Origin of the sequence: Jeotgalicoccus sp. FSL K6-3177, assembly GCF_038050175.1 — a bacterium.
Taxonomy (GTDB): Bacteria; Bacillota; Bacilli; order Staphylococcales; family Salinicoccaceae; genus Jeotgalicoccus; species Jeotgalicoccus nanhaiensis.
Window position 1 is genome coordinate 377,210 of sequence record NZ_JBBOSK010000001.1, and the last position, 18,499, is coordinate 395,708.

Consider the following 18,499-nt stretch of genomic DNA (forward strand, 5'->3'; position numbering starts at 1 on the left):
ATTTCATTACGATTAAGTAGTGAAGGGCGCACGGCGGATGCCTAGGTACCAAGAGCCGATGAAGGACGGAACAAACACCGATATGCTTCGGGGAGCTGTAAGTAAGCGATGAACCGGAGATTTCCGAATGGGGAAACCCAATACCGCGAGGTATTACCACAGCGTGAATACATAGCGCTGTTGGAGGACACCTGGAGAACTGAAACATCTTAGTATCCAGAGGAAGAGAAAGAAAAATCGATTCCCTAAGTAGCGGCGAGCGAACGGGGAAGAGCCCAAACCAGCTTCGGCTGGGGTTGTAGGACATTCACAACGGATCTAAAGACTTAGACGAATGGTCTGGGAAGGCCAACCGCAGGGGGTAAGAGTCCCGTAGTTAAAAGGTTGATAGATTTAGAATGTATCCTGAGTACGGCGGAACACGAGGAATTCCGCCGGAATCCGGGAGGACCATCTCCCAAGGCTAAATACTCCTTGGTAACCGATAGTGAACCAGTACCGTGAGGGAAAGGTGAAAAGCACCCCGGGAGGGGAGTGAAATAGAACCTGAAACCGTGCGCTTACAAGTAGTCAGAGCCCGTTAAAGGGTGATGGCGTGCCTTTTGTAGAATGAACCGGCGAGTTACGAATATATGCAAGGTTAAGCAGTAGATGTGGAGCCGCAGCGAAAGCGAGTCTGAACAGGGCGAATGAGTATATGTTTGTAGACGCGAAACCAGGTGATCTACCCATGACCAGGCTGAAGTTCAGGTAACACTGAATGGAGGGCCGAACCGACTTACGTTGAAAAGTGACCGGATGAGTTGTGGGTAGGGGTGAAATTCCAATCGAACCTGGAGATAGCTCGTTCTCTCCGAAATATATTTAGGTATAGCCTCATATTAGCATCGTGGAGGTAGAGCACTGTTTGGATGAGGGGCCCATCCCGGGTTACCGAGTTCAGACAAACTCCGAATGCCACAGATGTGATGTATGGGAGTCAGACAGTGGGTGATAAGGTCCATTGTCGAGAGGGAAACAGCCCAGACCACCAGTTAAGGTCCCCAAATATATGTTAAGTGGAAAAGGATGTGGCGTTGCACAGACAACTAGGATGTTGGCTTAGAAGCAGCCATCATTTAAAGAGTGCGTAATAGCTCACTAGTCAAGTGACGCTGCGCCGAAAATGTACCGGGGCTAAACATATTACCGAAACTGTGGATTAAAATTTATTTTAATGGTAGGAGAGCGTTCTAAGTGCGGCGAAGCATGACCGGGAGGACATGTGGAGCGCTTAGAAGTGAGAATGCCGGTGTGAGTAGCGAAAGACGGGTGAGAATCCCGTCCACCGAACGACTAAGGTTTCCAGAGGTAGGCTCGTCCGCTCTGGGTAAGTCGGGACCTAAGCCGAGGCGAAAAGCGTAGGCGATGGACAACAGGTAGAAATTCCTGTACCAGTTAGATTGCATTTGAGTGATGGAGTGACGCAGTAGGAAAAGATGAGCGCGCGGAAGGAAGAGCGCGTCCAAGGCACAAGGCTGCATGCCAGGCAAATCCGGCATGCGTGACGGCTGAGTGTTGACGGGGAGCCGAAAATAGTAGGCGAAGCATACGGACTCACACTGCCAAGAAAAGCTTCTAGCAAGTAATCAGACTGCCCGTACCGTAAACCGACACAGGTAGTTGGGAAGAGAATTCTAAGGTGAGCGAGCGAACTCTCGTTAAGGAACTCGGCAAAATGACCCCGTAACTTCGGGAGAAGGGGTGCTTATAGAAATATAAGCCGCAGTGAATAGGCCCAAGCGACTGTTTACCAAAAACACAGGTCTCTGCCAAACCGAAAGGTGACGTATAGGGGCTGACGCCTGCCCGGTGCTGGAAGGTTAAGAGGAGTGCTTAGCGCAAGCGAAGGTACGAATTGAAGCCCCAGTAAACGGCGGCCGTAACTATAACGGTCCTAAGGTAGCGAAATTCCTTGTCAGGTAAGTTCTGACCCGCACGAAAGGCGTAACGATTTGGGCACTGTCTCAACGAGAGGCTCGGTGAAATCATAGTACCTGTGAAGATGCAGGTTACCCGCGACAGGACGGAAAGACCCCGTGGAGCTTTACTGTAATTTGATATTGAATCTTGACTCCACCTGTACAGGATAGGTGGGAGCCTAAGAAGCATGGACGTCAGTCTATGTGGAGGCACTGGTGGGATACCACCCTGGTGTGGTTGAGATTCTAACCCGCAGCCGTGATCCGGCTGGGAGACAGTGTCAGATGGACAGTTTGACTGGGGCGGTCGCCTCCTAAAGAGTAACGGAGGCGCTCAAAGGTACCCTCAGAATGGTTGGAAATCATTCACAGAGTGTAAAGGCATAAGGGTGCTTGACTGCGAGACCTACAAGTCGAGCAGGGTCGAAAGACGGACTTAGTGATCCGGTGGTTCCGCATGGAAGGGCCATCGCTCAACGGATAAAAGCTACCCCGGGGATAACAGGCTTATCTCCCCCAAGAGTTCACATCGACGGGGAGGTTTGGCACCTCGATGTCGGCTCATCGCATCCTGGGGCTGTAGTCGGTCCCAAGGGTTGGGCTGTTCGCCCATTAAAGCGGTACGCGAGCTGGGTTCAGAACGTCGTGAGACAGTTCGGTCCCTATCCGTCGTGGGCGTAGGAAATTTGAGAGGCGCTGTCCTTAGTACGAGAGGACCGGGATGGACATACCACTGGTGTACCAGTTGTCGTGCCAACGGCATTGCTGGGTAGCTACGTATGGACGGGATAAATGCTGAAAGCATCTAAGCATGAAGCCCCCCTCAAGATGAGATTTCCCCAATAGATGCCTCAGAGACTATGAGGTTGATAGGTTTGGCGTGTAAGTGTGGCAACACATTCAGCGGACAAATACTAATCCATCGATGACTTATTCAAATAGTAAGACCAGAAATTTAAAGAGTGCGTTCACTCTTCTCGATACTTCTATCCGGTTTTGAATGTACAGACATTCAATAGTCTGGCGGCGATGGCGGAGAGGCCACACCTGTTCCCATGTCGAACACAGCAGTTAAGCTCTCCAGCGCCGATGGTAGTTGGACTGACGTCCCGCAAGAGTAGGACGCTGCCAGGCTAATATTTTAATGATTATTCCACAGTAGCTCAGTGGTAGAGCTATCGGCTGTTAACCGATCGGTCGTAGGTTCGAGTCCTACCTGTGGAGCCATTTTTATGTTTTGGCCCGTTGGTCAAGCGGTTAAGACACCGCCCTTTCACGGCGGTAACACGGGTTCGAGTCCCGTACGGGTCACCATTTTAATTATATAGTTCAATATGGAGAATTAGCTCAGCTGGGAGAGCATCTGCCTTACAAGCAGAGGGTCGGCGGTTCGAGCCCGTCATTCTCCATTTTTTGTCCGGAAGGGTAGCGAAGTGGCTAAACGCGGCGGACTGTAAATCCGCTCCTTCGGGTTCGGCAGTTCGAATCTGCCCCCTTCCACCATAGATTTTGGGCTGTAGCCAAGCGGTAAGGCAACGGGTTTTGGTCTCGTGACGCGAAGGTTCGAATCCTTCCAGCCCAGTTTATAATTGGAGCCATTAGCTCAGTTGGTAGAGCATCTGACTTTTAATCAGAGGGTCGCAGGTTCGAATCCTGCATGGCTCATCGCAGAACACTTACAAATGGTAAGTGTTCTTTTTTTATACATAAATTTAGTTTTTATTTATATTTATAAAGCCTTGTATAAAAGCGCTTTCTTTAGTATATTGTAAATAGACAAAGGAATAGTTTTGGGAGGGATGTCAGTGGTTAAAATAGACATCATCGGCGCGCCTACAGCATTTGGACAGCCAAAGTTAGGGGTATCTTTGGGTCCGGATGCGGTGCGCTTTTGCGGTTTGAAGAAACATTTATCCGAGCTTGGTCACGATGTAGCTGATCTAGGAAATGTATACGGCAGCTATCGTCCTGAATACGGGACACACGATATTAAAAATGATGAAGGACTAATCAATTTTGAACAGGTTAAAGATTTCAGCGAACGGCTGGCAAGCACTGTTGAAGCGTCATTAAACCGTAATCATTTTCCATTTATTGTCGGCGGTGATCACAGCCTGTCAATCGGTTCAATAAGCGGTATGGCAAACAAATATAATAATCTCGGGGTACTGTGGATAGATGCTCACGGAGATATCAATAACAGTGAAACATCGCCGAGCGGAAATATACACGGCATGCCTCTCGGTGTGCTGCTCGGAGAAGGCAGTGAAGAGCTCGTTAATATTCATCATGAGGGTGCGAAGCTGAAACATGAGAATATTGTTTTGATCGGGGTGCGTGATCTTGACTCCGGCGAGAAGACTTATATTAAAGAGCACGGTATTAAATGCTATACGATGAGTGATGTTGAAAGACTCGGGCTCGACGTTGTCATAACGAAGTCTCTTAAGTATCTGCAGGACTGCGACGGAATACATCTGTCGCTCGATGTGGACAGTCTCGATCCGCTGGAGATTCAAGGAACCGGAACGAAAGTTGCAGGAGGGATATTTTTATCGGAAATGCTGCTCGGATTAAATATACTGAGCAAAACTGAACTGCTTGTTTCAGCAGATTTAGTTGAAGTCAATCCGCTCCTTGATAACGGTAATGATACAGCAGAGAAAGCAGTAAAAATTGCGGAGTACATATTTGGTCAGAGCCAGTTATAAAAAAAGAAGCCTCTTCAGGCTTCTTTCATTATTTTCATCATGTAAACAGCGTACTCATCAGCAGTAGCTGTTTCTTTTTTTTCCCTTTCTTTCACTGACAGTTCATCTAGTTTGCGGGTTAATTTTATAAACTCGTCATTAGTAAGTTTAAAATTATAGGATTCAGAGGACGAAACAGAGTTTTTCGCGTTTAAATTAAAAATATTGATAGAAGGCACAATTGTTTCTGCAGCCGGCCGGTAGAACTTCTGGGTAATACTGTTTTTCTCAACAGTATGCGCAAGGGCTATAATATTATGGGTCAGCATCTGGTTTAAATGATAATGGATTTTTGCTCTCGGCAGATTAAGTTCATCGGCAAGCATCTGTCCGGTTTTTGGTTCTTCAGCCATCATGGACAGCAGCTGCAGCCTGAAAGGATCGCTAATTGCTTTAAGCTGGTCAAGCTCATTAATAACAAGCAGTTTTTCCATCAGTGTCCTCCATATACTTTTTCCATTATTATCATGTAAAATGTAAATAGAGTCAATTAAACAGGTTTTAAATAAAAGAGAATATTTGTTACACAATTGTGAATTTGGTATTATTAAAATGTTAAGTACTTAGGGGGATGAGTATGATAGGTCAAAGAATTAAAGAAATAAGAAATAATAATAATTTAACCCAGGAAGAACTGGCTGACGGGATCATCTCCCGAACTTATTTAAGTTTGATAGAAAAAGGGACCGTCCAGCCATCCACCAACGTTTTAGTAAAGTTGAGCAAGCGCCTGAATTGTACTGTAAATGATTTTATGGCAGAAGTCTCGCATTTTAAATATAATAATTTTGAAATACTGCGGGAAATCGGCCACTATGAATTAAAGGTAGACAATGAAGATTACGACGTTGTAAAATATTTTATCGACAAGGAATACGAACTAATTGAAGATGTGCCGCTGCCGGACAGTGGAAGAATTCATTTAATTTATGCACGGTATTTTAAATTTAAAGGGAATTTAAAACGTACGAAACTGCATACTGATAAAGCGCTCGAGAAATTGTCGACAGTCGCTGTCAATCAGCATTACGTTAACGCTGTGCTGTTAAAAGCAGAACTGCTTATGGAAGACGAAGCGATAGACGAAGCGATAGATATACTTGAAGAGACAGTTTATCTGTTAACTAAATTCGATGAATTGAATATTTCCGATATTAAATTACGATTTGCACTTGTAAAATGTTATATTATATTTAAACAATATTACACTGCACACAGACTGATTGAAGATATTCATGAGATATCTTCCAGGCTGAGCATTACTTATAAAAAAGAAGAGCTGAAGAAGTTTGAAATGCTGCTTCTCTTAAAGCTGGAAAGGTATAAAGATGTCCTGGAACTTGCGGATAGCGGGGAAACGGATATCGACATTATGCGGGCATACAGCCTGTGGCAGCTCGACAGAGTAAAAGAAGCTGATCAATTATTAAAAGCAATACCAGAGCCTGATAAGGAGTTTTCCAGCATACCGCAAATAGGTAGTCTGTACGAAGAACTTACCGGGAGATTAGGTGGCTTATAACATAATAGAAAGGAAAATCATTATGGAAACAGCCAACTTTTTTGATAATATCTCTACATCATTTGTTATAACCAGCATTATTGACATTGTGATTATATGGTACGTTTTTTATTTAATCCTGACGGTCATCAAAGGGACAAAAGCTGTACAATTAATCAAAGGGATATTTTTCATAATTATTGGACGGGCATTAAGTAATTTTTTAGATTTAACAACGACAACACAGCTGTTCGATATGGTGCTTCAATGGGGTTTCCTGGCCGTTATTGTTATCTTCCAGCCCGAGTTGAGACGGGCGCTTGAACAGCTTGGCCGGGGCAGCCTGTTCAGAAGCAGTGCCGGCAGCGATGTCAGCGAGCATGAGAAAATGCGGCAGGATATGGTGACCGCAGTACGCTACATGGCTAAACGCCGTATCGGTGCGTTGATTGTGCTCGAAAAAGAAACAGGGCTGAAGGATTACATTGAGACGGGTGTACCGTTAAATGCAGAAATTTCTTCTCAGCTGCTTATTAATATTTTTATTCCGAACACCCCTCTGCATGATGGGGCAATGATCATCCAGGGCGATAAAATCGCGACAGCCGGAAGCTACTTGCCGCTGTCGGAAAGCAATAAGATTGCAAAGGATCTCGGTACCCGCCACAGAGCGGCTGTCGGAATTTCTGAAGTGACCGATGCATTTACAATAATTGTGTCGGAAGAAACAGGTAACGTATCAGTTACATACGGCGGCAAGATGTCAAAAGAAATTACTCTGGAGAAGCTGGAAGAACTTCTTCAGAAACATTGGCTTGTTACTGCCGGTGCTAAAGAAGGAGGCGGTCTGTTTGCTCGAAAATAAATTGGGACTGAGCATCGTTGCATTACTTCTTGCACTGTTTATGTATGTGAATGCAAATAATGTATTTGAAGATATGAACTTGTTCAGCGATGACAGCACGACTGAAGACGATACTCAATTTGTTGAAGGTATTCCTGTCGAAGTGCTTTACGACGAAGAGTCGTATTACGTTTCAGGTGTACCGCAGGAAGTAACAGTAGAGCTCGGCGGAGCGAATTCAAACGTTAAACGCCTGCAGGCTACGCGTAACTTTGAAGTGATTTTAGATTTAAGAAACCGTGAACCTGGTGAACACGAAGTATTCTTTACAGTGAACGGCCTGCCTGAAAATGTGTCAAGCACCGTTCAGCCGGAGACAGCTAATGTGACTATACAAAATCTTGTCTCCCAGACTTTTGAAGTTCAGGCAGAAGTAAGCGAAGGCCGCATCGGTTCGAGCTATCAGCTCGACACGGTGAACGTTGAGCCGTCAACAGTAACCGTCAGCGGCGGCGAGAGTACGATGAACCGGATACAATACGTGCGCGCTATGATGTCGGATACTTCAAGTATTACAAACGAGCGTGTTGAAGAAGCTGAAGTCAGTGCCTTCGACGCCCAGTATAATAAACTGGATGTAAGTATAGAACCATCGACAGTAAGAATCGAGATTGACGTTGAAGAACTCAGCAAGGAAGTACCTGTCCATCTTGAAACGGCCGGTGAGACAGCAGATGGCAGAACATTGTCGGAAGTGGAATTAAATCATGATACAATTGAAATATATGGTGACAGTGAAACATTAAATTCGATAACATCTGTCAATGCGGAAGTGGATGTTGAAGGAATGTCGTCATCGGGCACAAAAGATGTCCGGCTTGATTTACCTGAAAATGTAACAAAAAGTGAACCTGCTGTACTCGAAGCGGATGTCACGATAGAAAAAGACGAATAATTGCTGCTTAAAAAGGAGATTATTATGGGAAAGTATTTTGGGACAGATGGAGTTAGAGGTATTGCAAACGAAGGATTAACACCGGAACTGGCATTTAAATTAGGCCGTTTTGGCGGTTACGCTCTACTTGAAAAAGGCGAAGAGCATCCACGCGTGTTAGTTGGGAAAGATACGCGTATTTCAGGAGAAATGCTGGAATCTGCGCTCATCGCAGGACTATTATCAATCGGTGCCGAAGTCATGCGTTTAGGCGTCATTTCAACGCCGGGAGTTGCTTACCTGACTAAGGATATGGAAGCAAATGCAGGAGTAATGATCTCTGCGTCGCATAATCCGGTTGAAGATAACGGTATTAAATTCTTCGGCCCGGACGGTTTCAAGCTGACTGATGAACAGGAAGCTGAAATTGAAGCGCTCTTAGACAGCAAAGAAGATAATCTGCCAAGACCGACAGGTGTTTCAGTCGGCACAATTTCAGATTACTTTGAAGGCGGACAAAAATACTTAAGCTACTTGAAATCAACAATCGATACTGACTTTGAAGGACTGAAAATTGGTCTTGACGGTGCACATGGTTCGACGTATCACTTAGGGCCGTACTTATTCGGCGATTTGGAAGCAGATACAGCGACAGTCGGAAGCAGTCCGGATGGCACTAACATAAATGCAGGCGTAGGTTCAACACATCCTGAAAAACTCCAGGAGCTCGTTAAAGAAGAAAAGTGCGATTTCGGCCTTGCCTTCGACGGCGACGGGGACCGCATTATTGCAGTGGATGAAAAAGGAGAGATCGTCGACGGCGATAAGATTATGTTTATCCTTGCCCGGTCATTAAAAGAAAAAGGTGAACTGAAAGACGACACAGTTGTTTCAACGGTGATGAGTAACCTAGGATTCTATAAAGCGCTTGAAGAACACGGCATGAAATCCGATAAAACCAAGGTCGGCGACAGATATGTTGTAGCTGAAATGCGTGAAGGCGGCTATTCATTAGGCGGTGAACAGTCAGGCCATATCGTGATGATGGATTATAACACGACAGGTGACGGATTGTTAACAGGTATTCATTTAGCGGCAATTGTTAAAGAATCAGGTAAGAAAATGAGTGAGCTTGCAACAATGGTAGAGACGTTCCCTCAGGAGCTAGTAAACGTGCGTGTAAACGACAAGCATAACGTTACGAACAATGAAGCAGTCAAGAAAGTAATGGCTGATGTAGAAGAGCGTATGGCCGGCAACGGACGTATTCTCGTTCGAGCTTCGGGAACTGAACCGCTTGTCCGTGTGATGGTGGAAGCTGAAACGGAAGAACTTGCAGCCAGCTACAGCCAGGAAATTGCGGAAGTTGTAGCAGCTGAAATGGGACTCGACAAATAAATATAAACTCAAACATCATTCCCAAAAAGGAATGATGTTTTTTTATATCAATTATAGCGTATCACTTTTATTGACTGAAAATTCAGTCCGGGATAATATTGGGTTAACGAAGCTGATAAAATTATTTAAATTAGTAAAAGCATATAACCGAGCCCGGGATGAGGCTGCTAATATCATTTAAATTTTTCATGGGAGGAGAAATTTTAATGGCCGGAATTAACTTGGCAACAGCGAAAAAACTCATTGCAGCTGCGGAAGAAGAAGCTTCGAATATTGGTGTGCAGATGGTGATTACAGTACTGGACGAAGGGGGAAACCTGGTGGCAAGCCACCGAATGGATGATGCGTGGCTGGCGAGTGTTGATATTGCCGAGAACAAAGCATGGACTTCTGTTGCTCTGAAAATGCCGACTTCAGATCTGGCAGAAGCAACAGTTCCGAAGGCGGAACTTTACGGATTGAACACGACCAATCAGGGACGAATCGTTGTTTTCGGAGGCGGTTTCCCTCTGGAGAAAGACGGAAAAGTAGCAGGGGCAATCGGAGTCAGCGGCAGCAGTGTAGAGAACGACGTAAAAGTTGCGGAAGCCGGTGTTAAAGTGTTTGAAGCAGAGGATTTGTAAGAGACAGCTTAAAACAATAGGAGGGGTATTATGCAGGGAAATCGCGGCGTAGTGTACACGGGAAACGGCAGCGTAGAAGTGCAGGATATTAAATATCCGGATCTGGTCTTAAGAGACGGACCGGGAGTACCTAAGTCGAACGTGGGACGTAAATGCGAGCACGGTGTCATATTGAAAGTCATTACAACGAACATCTGCGGCAGTGACCAGCATATGGTCAGAGGTAGAACAACAGCACCGGAGGGTCTGGTACTCGGACATGAAATTACAGGTGAAGTTATTGAAGTCGGCAGAGATGTTGAGTTTGTAAAAAAAGGAGACATCGCTTCTGTACCATTTAATATTGCCTGCGGACGCTGCGTAATGTGCCGGGAGCAGAAGACACATATTTGTACAAATGTTAACCCTGAAAGACCGGGGGCAGCTTACGGTTATGTGGATATGGGCGGCTGGGTAGGCGGCCAGTCTGAGAATGTTATGGTGCCTTATGCAGATTTCCAGTTACTTGTATTTCCTGATAAAGAACAAGCTATGGAGAAAATACTCGATTTGACAATGCTGTCGGATATTTTTCCTACAGGATATCACGGTGCGTACACGGCGGGAGTAAGAACAGGCTCTACAGTATATATCGCAGGTGCAGGTCCGGTAGGACTGGCGGCAGCTCATTCTGCTCAATTGCTCGGAGCTTCGAGAGTAATCGTTGGTGACATGAAAGATGACAGACTGAAACAGGCAGAGAGTTTTGGCTGCGACACTGTCAATCTCACTAAACATGACAGGCTCGGCGAACAGATTGAGCAGCTTCTTGGTGTGCCGGAAGTGGATTGCTCTGTCGATGCGGTAGGCTTTGAAGCATCCGGTCACGGTGAAGGAGCTGAAGAAAAACCGGCACAGGTGCTGAACACGATTATGGATGTTACTCAGGCAGGCGGCGGGCTCGGTATTCCCGGCCTCTATGTAACAGAGGATCCAGGTGCTTCAGACAAAGATGCGCAGACAGGGTCGCTGAAAGTAAGATTTGGGCTCGGCTGGGCAAAAGCACACAGCTTTGCAACTGGACAGACACCTGCGATGAAGTATAACAGAGATTTAATGAGAGCTGTACTTTCAGGACAGGCGCAAATAGCAAAAGCAGTCAATGCAACTGTTATCAGTCTGGATGAGGCGCCGGGAGGATATAAAGACTTCGACAGCGGTGTTGCTAAAAAGTTTGTGATTGACCCGCACGGAATGCTGAAATAAATATAGTAAAAGCGAAGCCGAGTCTCCGGCTTCGCTTTTTATGTATGATTTTAATATGCTGGTGCAGCTAAAAACTCTCCCATATTAAAATCATTAATAAAATTAAATATGTATACACCTAAAACCTGAAAACCAAAATATAATGAAACGAGACACAGCAGGCTGAAAATAATATTTTCAGCAAAACTGCCCGTGCGGGTAGTAATGGGGAATCTGACCTTGAAGTTTATCGGGAAAAACAGCTGAATGCCGCTTTTAGTTGCCATATCCAATAGGTAATGACTGATCATGCCCGTAATCAAACCGAGCTTTAACGCGTCATTCGGAAAGAAGTAATCGACAAGAAAAGCAATCAGTACGATAAACAGCAGGCTGTGTGTAAAAGAACGATGACCGAAAACGAAGTTAATTAACTTCGAGAGCAACGGAAACGTCTTGCCAATCTTGCTGCCGCCGTGGCAAATATCGGGAATTAAAGACCCCGCAATACCGGCGCCAATTAATAAAACCGGATCGGCGTATGTAAAATGAGCGACTGCCAGACTGGATGCGACACCACCGATGATATGAGTTTTACCTTTCATGATGTGACCTCCTCTGACCTGTATATTATAACACTTTTTTTGACATAAATATAACTTTTTCTGAACAAATATTAGTTAATGTTAAGTCCGTAAGCCGAGGGCGGTGAGATAAAATTAAGGTGAACATGTTATTATTGATTTAAATGAATATAAAAGAGGAGAATCATTATGGACGGAACAAAAAGAGCAGACATTAAAGTCGGCAGCACAGTGAAAGTTGTGCAGAAACATCACCAGAGAAGCGGTGAATTGACCGAGGGCGTTGTAGCAAGAATACTAACGAACTCTGCAAATCACCATCACGGTATTAAAGTGAAGCTCGAAGACGGCACAGTCGGCAGAGTGAAGGAAATAATTGAATAAGTGATTGAAGCGGGAATGAATGATAAATCGTTCCTGTTTTTTTGTTATAAGCGAGGATTATGGGGCTGCTGGTTGCTGATGGTGTCCGATAACCGTATTTGTCGGACACCGTGAAATTGACAGTGTCTGATAACCGTATTTGTCGGACACCGTGAAATTGACAGTGTCCGATAAACAGCTTTGACTGACATCAAGAAAGTCACACTGTCATTCAAAACGAAAATAGAAACAAAAATCTTCTCTTGAATATATTTTTTACCATTAAAAGGTAAAAAAATCTTGTAATAAGGAAAAAAATAAATTACAATTTTATTCTGACTATAAAGGAGGACAGCTTGTAAAGAAATCGGAATAGCGCCTGAGCAGTACACAGTACTGTTGACGAGGAGGGCAGTGATCGAACATTCGGCGGATACTGTCCCGGATACTGAAGTATTCGTAAGTTTATCTGTTAAAACTTCCGGGCAACCGGTCTGACAGAGCAGATATTCCACAAAACCTAAAACATTACAGAAGGAGTTTATCTTATGTGCGGAATTGTTGGATATATTGGATCATCAGATACGAAGGAAATATTGTTAAAAGGACTTGAAAAGCTGGAATACCGGGGCTACGATTCAGCTGGTATTGCAGTAAAGAATGAAACAGAAACTAAAGTGTTTAAAGAAAAAGGAAGAATTGCCGATCTGCGTAAAAGAGTGGATGAAGATTTCAGCGGGACAACCGGTATCGGCCATACACGCTGGGCAACGCACGGGGAACCGAGTGTAACGAATTCACACCCTCATCAGAGTTCGGATAAAAGATTCACACTGGTGCATAATGGTGTGATTGAGAACTACAAACAGTTAAAAGAAGAGTACTTAAACGATACAAAACTTGTGTCGGATACTGATACGGAAATTATCGTGCAGCTCGTTGCGAAATTTGCACAAGAAGGCTCATCGACACTTGAAGCATTTCAAAAGACACTGTCACTGCTGCACGGCTCATATGCAATCGGTCTTTTGGATAATGAAGATGACCATACTATTTATGCAGCAAAAAATAAATCACCGCTGCTTTTAGGAAAAGGTGACGGCTTCAACGTTATTACATCAGACGCTATGGCCATGCTTGAATTAACAAATGAATTCGTAGAGCTGATGGACGGTGAAGTCATCCAGCTGATGGAAAATCAGATGATTATCAGAGATATGGAAGGAACGGAAATCGAGCGTGAGTCTTATATTGCGGAAATCGATGCAAGCGATACGGAACTTGGCACTTACCCGCATTATATGATTAAGGAAATTAATGAACAGCCGCAGGTTATGCGTAAAATTATTAAAGAATACCAGGATGATAACGGTGATTTAAAAATCGATAAAAATATAATTAAACAGCTGAATGAAGCTGACCGTTTATATATTATTGCTGCCGGTACGAGTTATCACGCCGGACTGATTGGTAAAGAATACTTTGAAAAATGGGCAGGCGTACCGACAGAAGTGCATGTGGCATCAGAATTTGTTTATAACACGCCGCTCTTATCAGAAAATCCGTTATTTATCTTCATTTCACAATCCGGAGAAACAGCGGACAGCCGGGCAGTGCTTGTTGATATTAAAGAAAAAGGCTACAAATCCTTAACGATTACAAATGTGCCGGGATCAACGTTGTCGCGGGAAGCGGATGAAACATTAATCCTGCATGCCGGACCGGAGATTGCAGTGGCATCGACAAAAGCCTATGTAGCACAGATTGCAGTGCTTGCGATTACGGCAGCAGTGACGGCAAGAGAGCTGAACAAAGTATCGGATATGAACTTGATGTCTGAGCTCGCTAAAGTTACAACGGCTATCACATCGGTGATAGAAGACGCTGACAAGATAGAAGAAATCGTGAAAAGCTATCTTGAAACTTCGAGAAACGCGTTCTTTATCGGCAGGGCGATGGATTATTATGTCGGTTTAGAAGGTGCACTGAAACTGAAAGAAATCTCGTATATCCAGGCAGAAGGCTTTGCCGGCGGAGAGCTGAAGCACGGAACGATTGCCTTAATAGAAGAAGGCACACCGGTCTTTGCACTCTCTACACAAGAAAAAGTGGACTTGAATATTAGAAGTAACGCACAGGAAGTGAAAGCCCGGGGCGCGAACGTATGTGTCGTAGCAATGGAAGGACTGGAGCAGGAAGGCGATGCGTATGTTATCCCGAGAGTGGATGACATGCTGACACCGCTAGTATCCGTTGTCGTCTACCAGCTGATTTCATACTATGCAGCACTGCACAGAGGAAATGATGTAGATAAACCGCGTAACCTTGCGAAGTCGGTTACAGTGGAATAGAAAAATTTAGAAATAGAAAGGGAGCATCTGATTTTCAATAATCAGATGCTCCCTTTCTTTAACTAGTACGCAATCCCAACCCGCGACTGCACATATTCATCACTCTCAAGCTGCTTGTATGCAAACTCAGCAGTATCTCCAACCGTAATCTTCTTCCCGTCTTCTGGAAGGTAATTACGTTCTTCACGATATTCGCCAGCCGCTTCACCGTCCGGTAAATAGGTCGGGCAGACGACTGTCCAGTTCAACTCGGAAGTTTCCAGCAGCTCATAGGTTTTATGATGTTCTTCAGCTGCGCGTGTCAGTTTTCGTTTTGACTCGCTGGATTGATAGCGCAGCGCGTCATCTTCAACTCTGCTGTTCAATATTCCTGCAGTACCTATCGTGACGATGCGTTTAATACCTTCAGCTTTCATCGCTTCAATAATGAGCGGCATGCTCTCAGTCAGAGTTTCTCCGCCGTCTGTATTTAAAGCGCTGATTACTGCATCGGCATCTTTCATGGCGCGTTCCACGTCTTCTTTGATTGTTACGTCACCTTTTACAACCGATAAATTATCATCGTTACTTGTTATTTTTTCAGGTGTCCGGACCAGTGCTGTCACCTGATGCTTATCTTCAAGGGCAAGCGTGGCAATTTCACTGCCGACTCTCCCTGTCATTCCTAAGATTAAAATTCTCATGTAAAAACTCCTCTCATACCTTCTGTCTATATATTAACATCAATATTTCTTATCAATCTGTATTCAGTTTATAACTTAACTGTTGAAAATTCTGATTTGCATAATATCAGACTGGCAATATACCCAAATAAACTCTATAATAAACAGTGTATGGAAAAATAATCAGAAAATAAGAAAACATTCTTAACCATTTCTGAAAGCGCTGTATAAATTAGGCGGTTTCCATATAAGCTCTGCTGCCGTGAGAATTATTTATCAGTTCGTTATGGTAGTATAGAGCGTGGAAATAAGATAATAATAATTAAATTATTATATTATAAATGTGAAGAACAGGGAGGAAATTGTAATGGATTTTCGTTATTTACCAGCTACTGAAGCTGATAAAACACAGATGTTAGAAAAGATCGGTGCAAAATCCACAGACGAGCTTTTTTCAGATATTCCTGAAAAAGTGAGACTGGACAGAAAATTAAATCTGAAAGAGCCAACTAGTGAGTACGAGCTTAAAAAAGAAATGACTGCAATGGCTGCTAAAAACGCCAACCTGCAAGATTACAGTTCATTTTTAGGTGCCGGGGTTTACGATCACTTTATCCCGTCAGTAGTTGACCATGTTATTTCAAGACAAGAATTTTATACTTCTTACACACCTTACCAGCCGGAAATGACACAGGGTGAACTGCAGGCTATGTTTGAGTTCCAGACGATGGTTTCTGAAATTACTGGCATGCCCATCGTGAACTCTTCATTATATGACGGCGGAACTGCTGTTGTAGAAGCAATGTACTTAAGTAACGTTCAGACTAAGAAAAACAAAATCCTGGTTTCAAAAGCATTACACCCTGAGTACCGTCAATTAGTTAAAACTGCATCAAAAGGTAAAGGCCTTGAGATTGTTGAAATCGGTTTATCTGAAGGGAAAACAGATTTAGAGCAGCTTGAAAAAGAAATCGATGAAAATACAGCTTCAGTAATCGTTCAGTACCCTAACTTCTTAGGTCAGATCGAACCGCTTGAAGAAATAAATAAATTAATTAAAGAACAGCCTAAAGCAATGATGATTGTTTCGAGCAATCCGTTAGCACTAGGATACTTAACGCCGCCTGCAGAGTTCGGTGCCGATATCGTTGTCGGTGATACTCAGGTATTCGGTATTCCTGCACAGCTTGGTGGACCGCACTGCGGCTACTTCGCAACAACTGAAAAGTTAATGCGTAAAGTACCGGGACGTTTCGTTGGTGAAACTGTCGACCAGGACGGCCAGCGCGGATTTGTGCTTGCACTTCAGACGAGAGAGCAGCACATCAGACGTGAAAAAGCGACATCAAACATCACATCTAATCAGGCCCTAAACGCAGTAGCAAGTTCAGCTGCAATGAGCGCACTTGGTAAGAATGGTGTTAAAGAAATGTCTAAACTGAATATGCAAAAAGCAAGATACACAAGACAGCAGCTTGAAGAAGCTGGTTTATCATCTGCATTCAGCGGATCATTCTTCAACGAATTCGCAGTTAAGCTTTCAAAACCTGTTAAAGAGGTTAACGAAAAGTTATTTGAAAAAGGAATTGTCGGCGGATTTGACCTCGGTATTATTTACCCTGAGTTCGAAAACCACATGCTAATTGCAACGACAGAAATCCGTTCTAAAGAAGAAATCGATGCATTTGTTAAAGAATTGGGGGATATCAACAATGGCTAATGAAAACTTTCCATTAATTTTTGAACGCAGTAAAGAAGGCAGAGTAGGATATAACCTTCCTGCACTTGATGTACCGGAAGTTAATTTAGAAGAAGAAATTGATGATGCTTACGTTCGTAAAGTAGATGCAAATCTTCCGGAAGTTGATGAGCTGGAATTAATGCGTCACTATACTGGATTATCGAACCGCAACTTCGGTATCCATACAGGATTTTATCCTTTAGGATCTTGTACGATGAAATACAACCCTGTAATTAACGAAGATGTTGTAAGATTACCGGGCTTCAGCCACATTCACCCGTATCAGGATACAAGAACTATCCAGGGTGCTTTAGAATTAATGTACGATCTTCAGGTTCACCTTGAAGAAATTACAGGAATGGATGAAATCACTTTGCAGCCGGCAGCCGGTTCACAGGGTGAATGGACTGCATTAATGGTGTTTAAAGCTTTCCACGCAGCAAACGGAGAGTCACACCGCAACGAAGTAATCGTTCCTGACTCGGCGCATGGTACGAACCCTGCATCTGCAGCAGTTGCAGGCTTTAAAATTGTCGAAGTTAAATCAAACGATAAAGGTTTAGTTGACGTTGAAGACCTTAAAAAGGTAGTTAACGAAAACACTGCAGCATTAATGCTGACAAACCCGAACACTTTAGGTTTATTTGAAACTGAAATTCTTGAAATGTCAGAGATTATCCATGAAGCAGGCGGTAAAATGTACTATGATGGTGCAAACCTTAACGCTATTATGGGATACGCACGTCCGGGAGACATGGGCTTTGATGCAGTTCACCTTAACCTGCACAAAACATTCACGGGCCCTCACGGCGGCGGCGGACCAGGTTCAGGCCCAATCGGTGTAACAGACGAACTTGCGCCTTACCTTCCAAAACCGGTTGTAGTAGAAGAAAACGGTGTCTACGATTTAGACTATGACCGTCCAGATTCAATCGGTATGGTTAAGAACTTCTACGGTAACTTTGGAATAAACGTCCGTTCTTACACGTACATCCGCACACTTGGTGCTGAAGGACTTAAGAAAGCAAGTGAGTATGCGGTACTTAATGCGAACTACATTATGCGCAGCTTACAGGAGAAATACGAACTTCCGTTCACACAGCACTGTAAACACGAATTCGTTATCTCAGGTAACAAACAGAAGGAACTTGGAGTCAGAACTGCAGACATCGCGAAGCGTCTGATGGACTTTGACATTCACCCGCCGACTGTTTACTTCCCGTTAATTGTCGGAGAAGCAATGATGATTGAGCCGACTGAAACAGAGTCTAAAGAAACTCTGGATCACTTTATCGATACAATGCTTCAAATCGCTGATGAAGCGGAAAACAATCCGGATATTATCCACGAAGCACCGCACAAAACACCGGTTAAACGTTTAGACGAAACAAGAGCTTCACGTAAACCTGTTTTACGCTGGACTAAAGAAGGATAAGTAATATTTTAAGCCCCTGTACCAGATACTTGATGTATCAGGTGCAGGGTTTTATTTATAGTGAGTTGATTCACAATGTCACGAATTAATCATAAATCTTGAAAAATTTTTTCTTCTGACCCGCTTTT

At 43.9% G+C, this 18,499-nt stretch carries 14 protein-coding genes, 6 tRNA genes and 2 rRNA genes; 19 read left to right on the plus strand and 3 right to left on the minus strand.

Features of this window, described 5'->3' with window-relative positions:
- Window positions 1-10 precede the first annotated feature (10 nt).
- The 9 genes from MHH58_RS01925 (at window position 11) to rocF (ending at window position 4,672) form a co-directional block, all read left to right on the plus strand.
- A 23S ribosomal RNA gene (locus MHH58_RS01925) occupies window positions 11-2,899 on the plus strand.
- A gap of 81 nt (window positions 2,900-2,980) precedes the next feature.
- Window positions 2,981-3,095 (plus strand): 5S ribosomal RNA (gene rrf, locus MHH58_RS01930).
- Between the two features lie 18 nt (window positions 3,096-3,113).
- Window positions 3,114-3,188: transfer RNA gene (locus tag MHH58_RS01935), tRNA-Asn, on the plus strand.
- Between the two features lie 12 nt (window positions 3,189-3,200).
- Window positions 3,201-3,275 (plus strand) — tRNA-Glu (locus MHH58_RS01940).
- A gap of 22 nt (window positions 3,276-3,297) precedes the next feature.
- A tRNA-Val gene (locus MHH58_RS01945) sits at window positions 3,298-3,370 on the plus strand.
- 10 nt (window positions 3,371-3,380) lie between these two features.
- A tRNA-Tyr gene (locus tag MHH58_RS01950) sits at window positions 3,381-3,464 on the plus strand.
- Between the two features lie 7 nt (window positions 3,465-3,471).
- Window positions 3,472-3,543 (plus strand) — tRNA-Gln (locus MHH58_RS01955).
- Window positions 3,544-3,553: 10 nt separating this feature from the next.
- Window positions 3,554-3,626 (plus strand) — tRNA-Lys (locus MHH58_RS01960).
- Window positions 3,627-3,760: 134 nt separating this feature from the next.
- Window positions 3,761-4,672: an arginase gene (gene rocF / locus MHH58_RS01965; RefSeq protein ID WP_341344863.1), complete on the plus strand. Its 912-nt coding sequence runs from the start codon at window positions 3,761-3,763 to the stop codon at window positions 4,670-4,672.
- 14 nt (window positions 4,673-4,686) lie between these two features.
- On the opposite strand, the gene MHH58_RS01970 is transcribed toward rocF, so the two are convergent.
- Window positions 4,687-5,145: an ArsR/SmtB family transcription factor gene (locus MHH58_RS01970; RefSeq protein ID WP_341344864.1), complete on the minus strand. Its 459-nt coding sequence runs from the start codon at window positions 5,143-5,145 to the stop codon at window positions 4,687-4,689.
- A gap of 143 nt (window positions 5,146-5,288) precedes the next feature.
- Between MHH58_RS01970 and MHH58_RS01975 the strand changes: the two genes are divergently transcribed.
- The 6 genes from MHH58_RS01975 (at window position 5,289) to fdhA (ending at window position 11,256) form a co-directional block, all read left to right on the plus strand.
- Window positions 5,289-6,233, plus strand: coding sequence for a helix-turn-helix transcriptional regulator (locus MHH58_RS01975; RefSeq protein ID WP_341344865.1), 945 nt, complete (start codon window positions 5,289-5,291; stop codon window positions 6,231-6,233).
- A 22-nt stretch (window positions 6,234-6,255) separates the two neighbouring features.
- A complete protein-coding gene (gene cdaA / locus MHH58_RS01980; protein ID WP_135098494.1) occupies window positions 6,256-7,077 on the plus strand; it encodes a diadenylate cyclase CdaA in 822 nt (273 codons plus the stop codon).
- A complete protein-coding gene (locus MHH58_RS01985) occupies window positions 7,064-8,011 on the plus strand; it encodes a CdaR family protein (RefSeq protein WP_135098492.1) in 948 nt (315 codons plus the stop codon). The genes cdaA and MHH58_RS01985 overlap by 14 nt, the downstream gene beginning before the upstream one ends.
- A 24-nt stretch (window positions 8,012-8,035) precedes the next feature.
- Window positions 8,036-9,388, plus strand: coding sequence for a phosphoglucosamine mutase (glmM, locus tag MHH58_RS01990; protein WP_341344866.1), 1,353 nt, complete (start codon window positions 8,036-8,038; stop codon window positions 9,386-9,388).
- A gap of 206 nt (window positions 9,389-9,594) precedes the next feature.
- Window positions 9,595-10,011 carry a GlcG/HbpS family heme-binding protein gene (locus tag MHH58_RS01995; protein ID WP_341344867.1) on the plus strand — a complete coding sequence of 139 codons (417 nt, stop codon included), beginning with the start codon at window positions 9,595-9,597 and terminating at the stop codon, window positions 10,009-10,011.
- A 30-nt stretch (window positions 10,012-10,041) separates the two neighbouring features.
- Window positions 10,042-11,256: a formaldehyde dehydrogenase, glutathione-independent gene (fdhA, locus tag MHH58_RS02000; RefSeq protein ID WP_341344868.1), complete on the plus strand. Its 1,215-nt coding sequence runs from the start codon at window positions 10,042-10,044 to the stop codon at window positions 11,254-11,256.
- 50 nt (window positions 11,257-11,306) lie between these two features.
- On the opposite strand, the gene MHH58_RS02005 is transcribed toward fdhA, so the two are convergent.
- A complete protein-coding gene (locus MHH58_RS02005) occupies window positions 11,307-11,840 on the minus strand; it encodes a metal-dependent hydrolase (protein ID WP_341344869.1) in 534 nt (177 codons plus the stop codon).
- Window positions 11,841-12,008: 168 nt separating this feature from the next.
- On the opposite strand from MHH58_RS02005, the gene MHH58_RS02010 reads away from it, so the two are divergent.
- The gene (locus MHH58_RS02010; RefSeq protein WP_115885925.1) at window positions 12,009-12,203 is read left to right on the plus strand and encodes a YwbE family protein; all 195 of its coding nucleotides are present in this window, start codon (window positions 12,009-12,011) and stop codon (window positions 12,201-12,203) included.
- 527 nt (window positions 12,204-12,730) lie between these two features.
- On the plus strand, window positions 12,731-14,533 hold the full coding sequence (gene glmS, locus MHH58_RS02015) for a glutamine--fructose-6-phosphate transaminase (isomerizing) (protein ID WP_341344870.1): 1,803 nt from the start codon (window positions 12,731-12,733) through the stop codon (window positions 14,531-14,533).
- A 62-nt stretch (window positions 14,534-14,595) separates the two neighbouring features.
- Here glmS and MHH58_RS02020 read toward each other — a convergent pair whose 3' ends face one another.
- A complete protein-coding gene (locus tag MHH58_RS02020; RefSeq protein ID WP_341344871.1) occupies window positions 14,596-15,216 on the minus strand; it encodes an NAD(P)-dependent oxidoreductase in 621 nt (206 codons plus the stop codon).
- Window positions 15,217-15,562: 346 nt separating this feature from the next.
- On the opposite strand from MHH58_RS02020, the gene gcvPA reads away from it, so the two are divergent.
- Both gcvPA and gcvPB read left to right on the plus strand, forming a co-directional pair.
- Window positions 15,563-16,915, plus strand: coding sequence for an aminomethyl-transferring glycine dehydrogenase subunit GcvPA (gene gcvPA, locus MHH58_RS02025; RefSeq protein ID WP_135098478.1), 1,353 nt, complete (start codon window positions 15,563-15,565; stop codon window positions 16,913-16,915).
- Entirely contained in the window at window positions 16,908-18,371 is a 1,464-nt protein-coding gene (gcvPB, locus tag MHH58_RS02030) for an aminomethyl-transferring glycine dehydrogenase subunit GcvPB (protein ID WP_135098476.1), read from the plus strand. The genes gcvPA and gcvPB overlap by 8 nt, the downstream gene beginning before the upstream one ends.
- Window positions 18,372-18,499 lie beyond the last annotated feature (128 nt).

What these genes read in the sequence shown, in the direction of transcription:
- rocF (WP_341344863.1), top strand. Translation starts at nt 3,761, where the DNA reads ATGTCAGTGGTTAAAATAGACATCATCGGCGCGCCTACAGCATTTGGA.
- MHH58_RS01970 (WP_341344864.1), bottom strand. Translation starts at nt 5,145, where the DNA reads ATGGAAAAACTGCTTGTTATTAATGAGCTTGACCAGCTTAAAGCAATT.
- fdhA (WP_341344868.1), top strand. Translation starts at nt 10,042, where the DNA reads ATGCAGGGAAATCGCGGCGTAGTGTACACGGGAAACGGCAGCGTAGAA.
- MHH58_RS01995 (WP_341344867.1), top strand. Translation starts at nt 9,595, where the DNA reads ATGGCCGGAATTAACTTGGCAACAGCGAAAAAACTCATTGCAGCTGCG.
- glmS (WP_341344870.1), top strand. Translation starts at nt 12,731, where the DNA reads ATGTGCGGAATTGTTGGATATATTGGATCATCAGATACGAAGGAAATA.
- gcvPB (WP_135098476.1), top strand. Translation starts at nt 16,908, where the DNA reads ATGGCTAATGAAAACTTTCCATTAATTTTTGAACGCAGTAAAGAAGGC.
- MHH58_RS01975 (WP_341344865.1), top strand. Translation starts at nt 5,289, where the DNA reads ATGATAGGTCAAAGAATTAAAGAAATAAGAAATAATAATAATTTAACC.
- cdaA (WP_135098494.1), top strand. Translation starts at nt 6,256, where the DNA reads ATGGAAACAGCCAACTTTTTTGATAATATCTCTACATCATTTGTTATA.
- glmM (WP_341344866.1), top strand. Translation starts at nt 8,036, where the DNA reads ATGGGAAAGTATTTTGGGACAGATGGAGTTAGAGGTATTGCAAACGAA.
- gcvPA (WP_135098478.1), top strand. Translation starts at nt 15,563, where the DNA reads ATGGATTTTCGTTATTTACCAGCTACTGAAGCTGATAAAACACAGATG.
- MHH58_RS02010 (WP_115885925.1), top strand. Translation starts at nt 12,009, where the DNA reads ATGGACGGAACAAAAAGAGCAGACATTAAAGTCGGCAGCACAGTGAAA.
- MHH58_RS02020 (WP_341344871.1), bottom strand. Translation starts at nt 15,216, where the DNA reads ATGAGAATTTTAATCTTAGGAATGACAGGGAGAGTCGGCAGTGAAATT.
- MHH58_RS02005 (WP_341344869.1), bottom strand. Translation starts at nt 11,840, where the DNA reads ATGAAAGGTAAAACTCATATCATCGGTGGTGTCGCATCCAGTCTGGCA.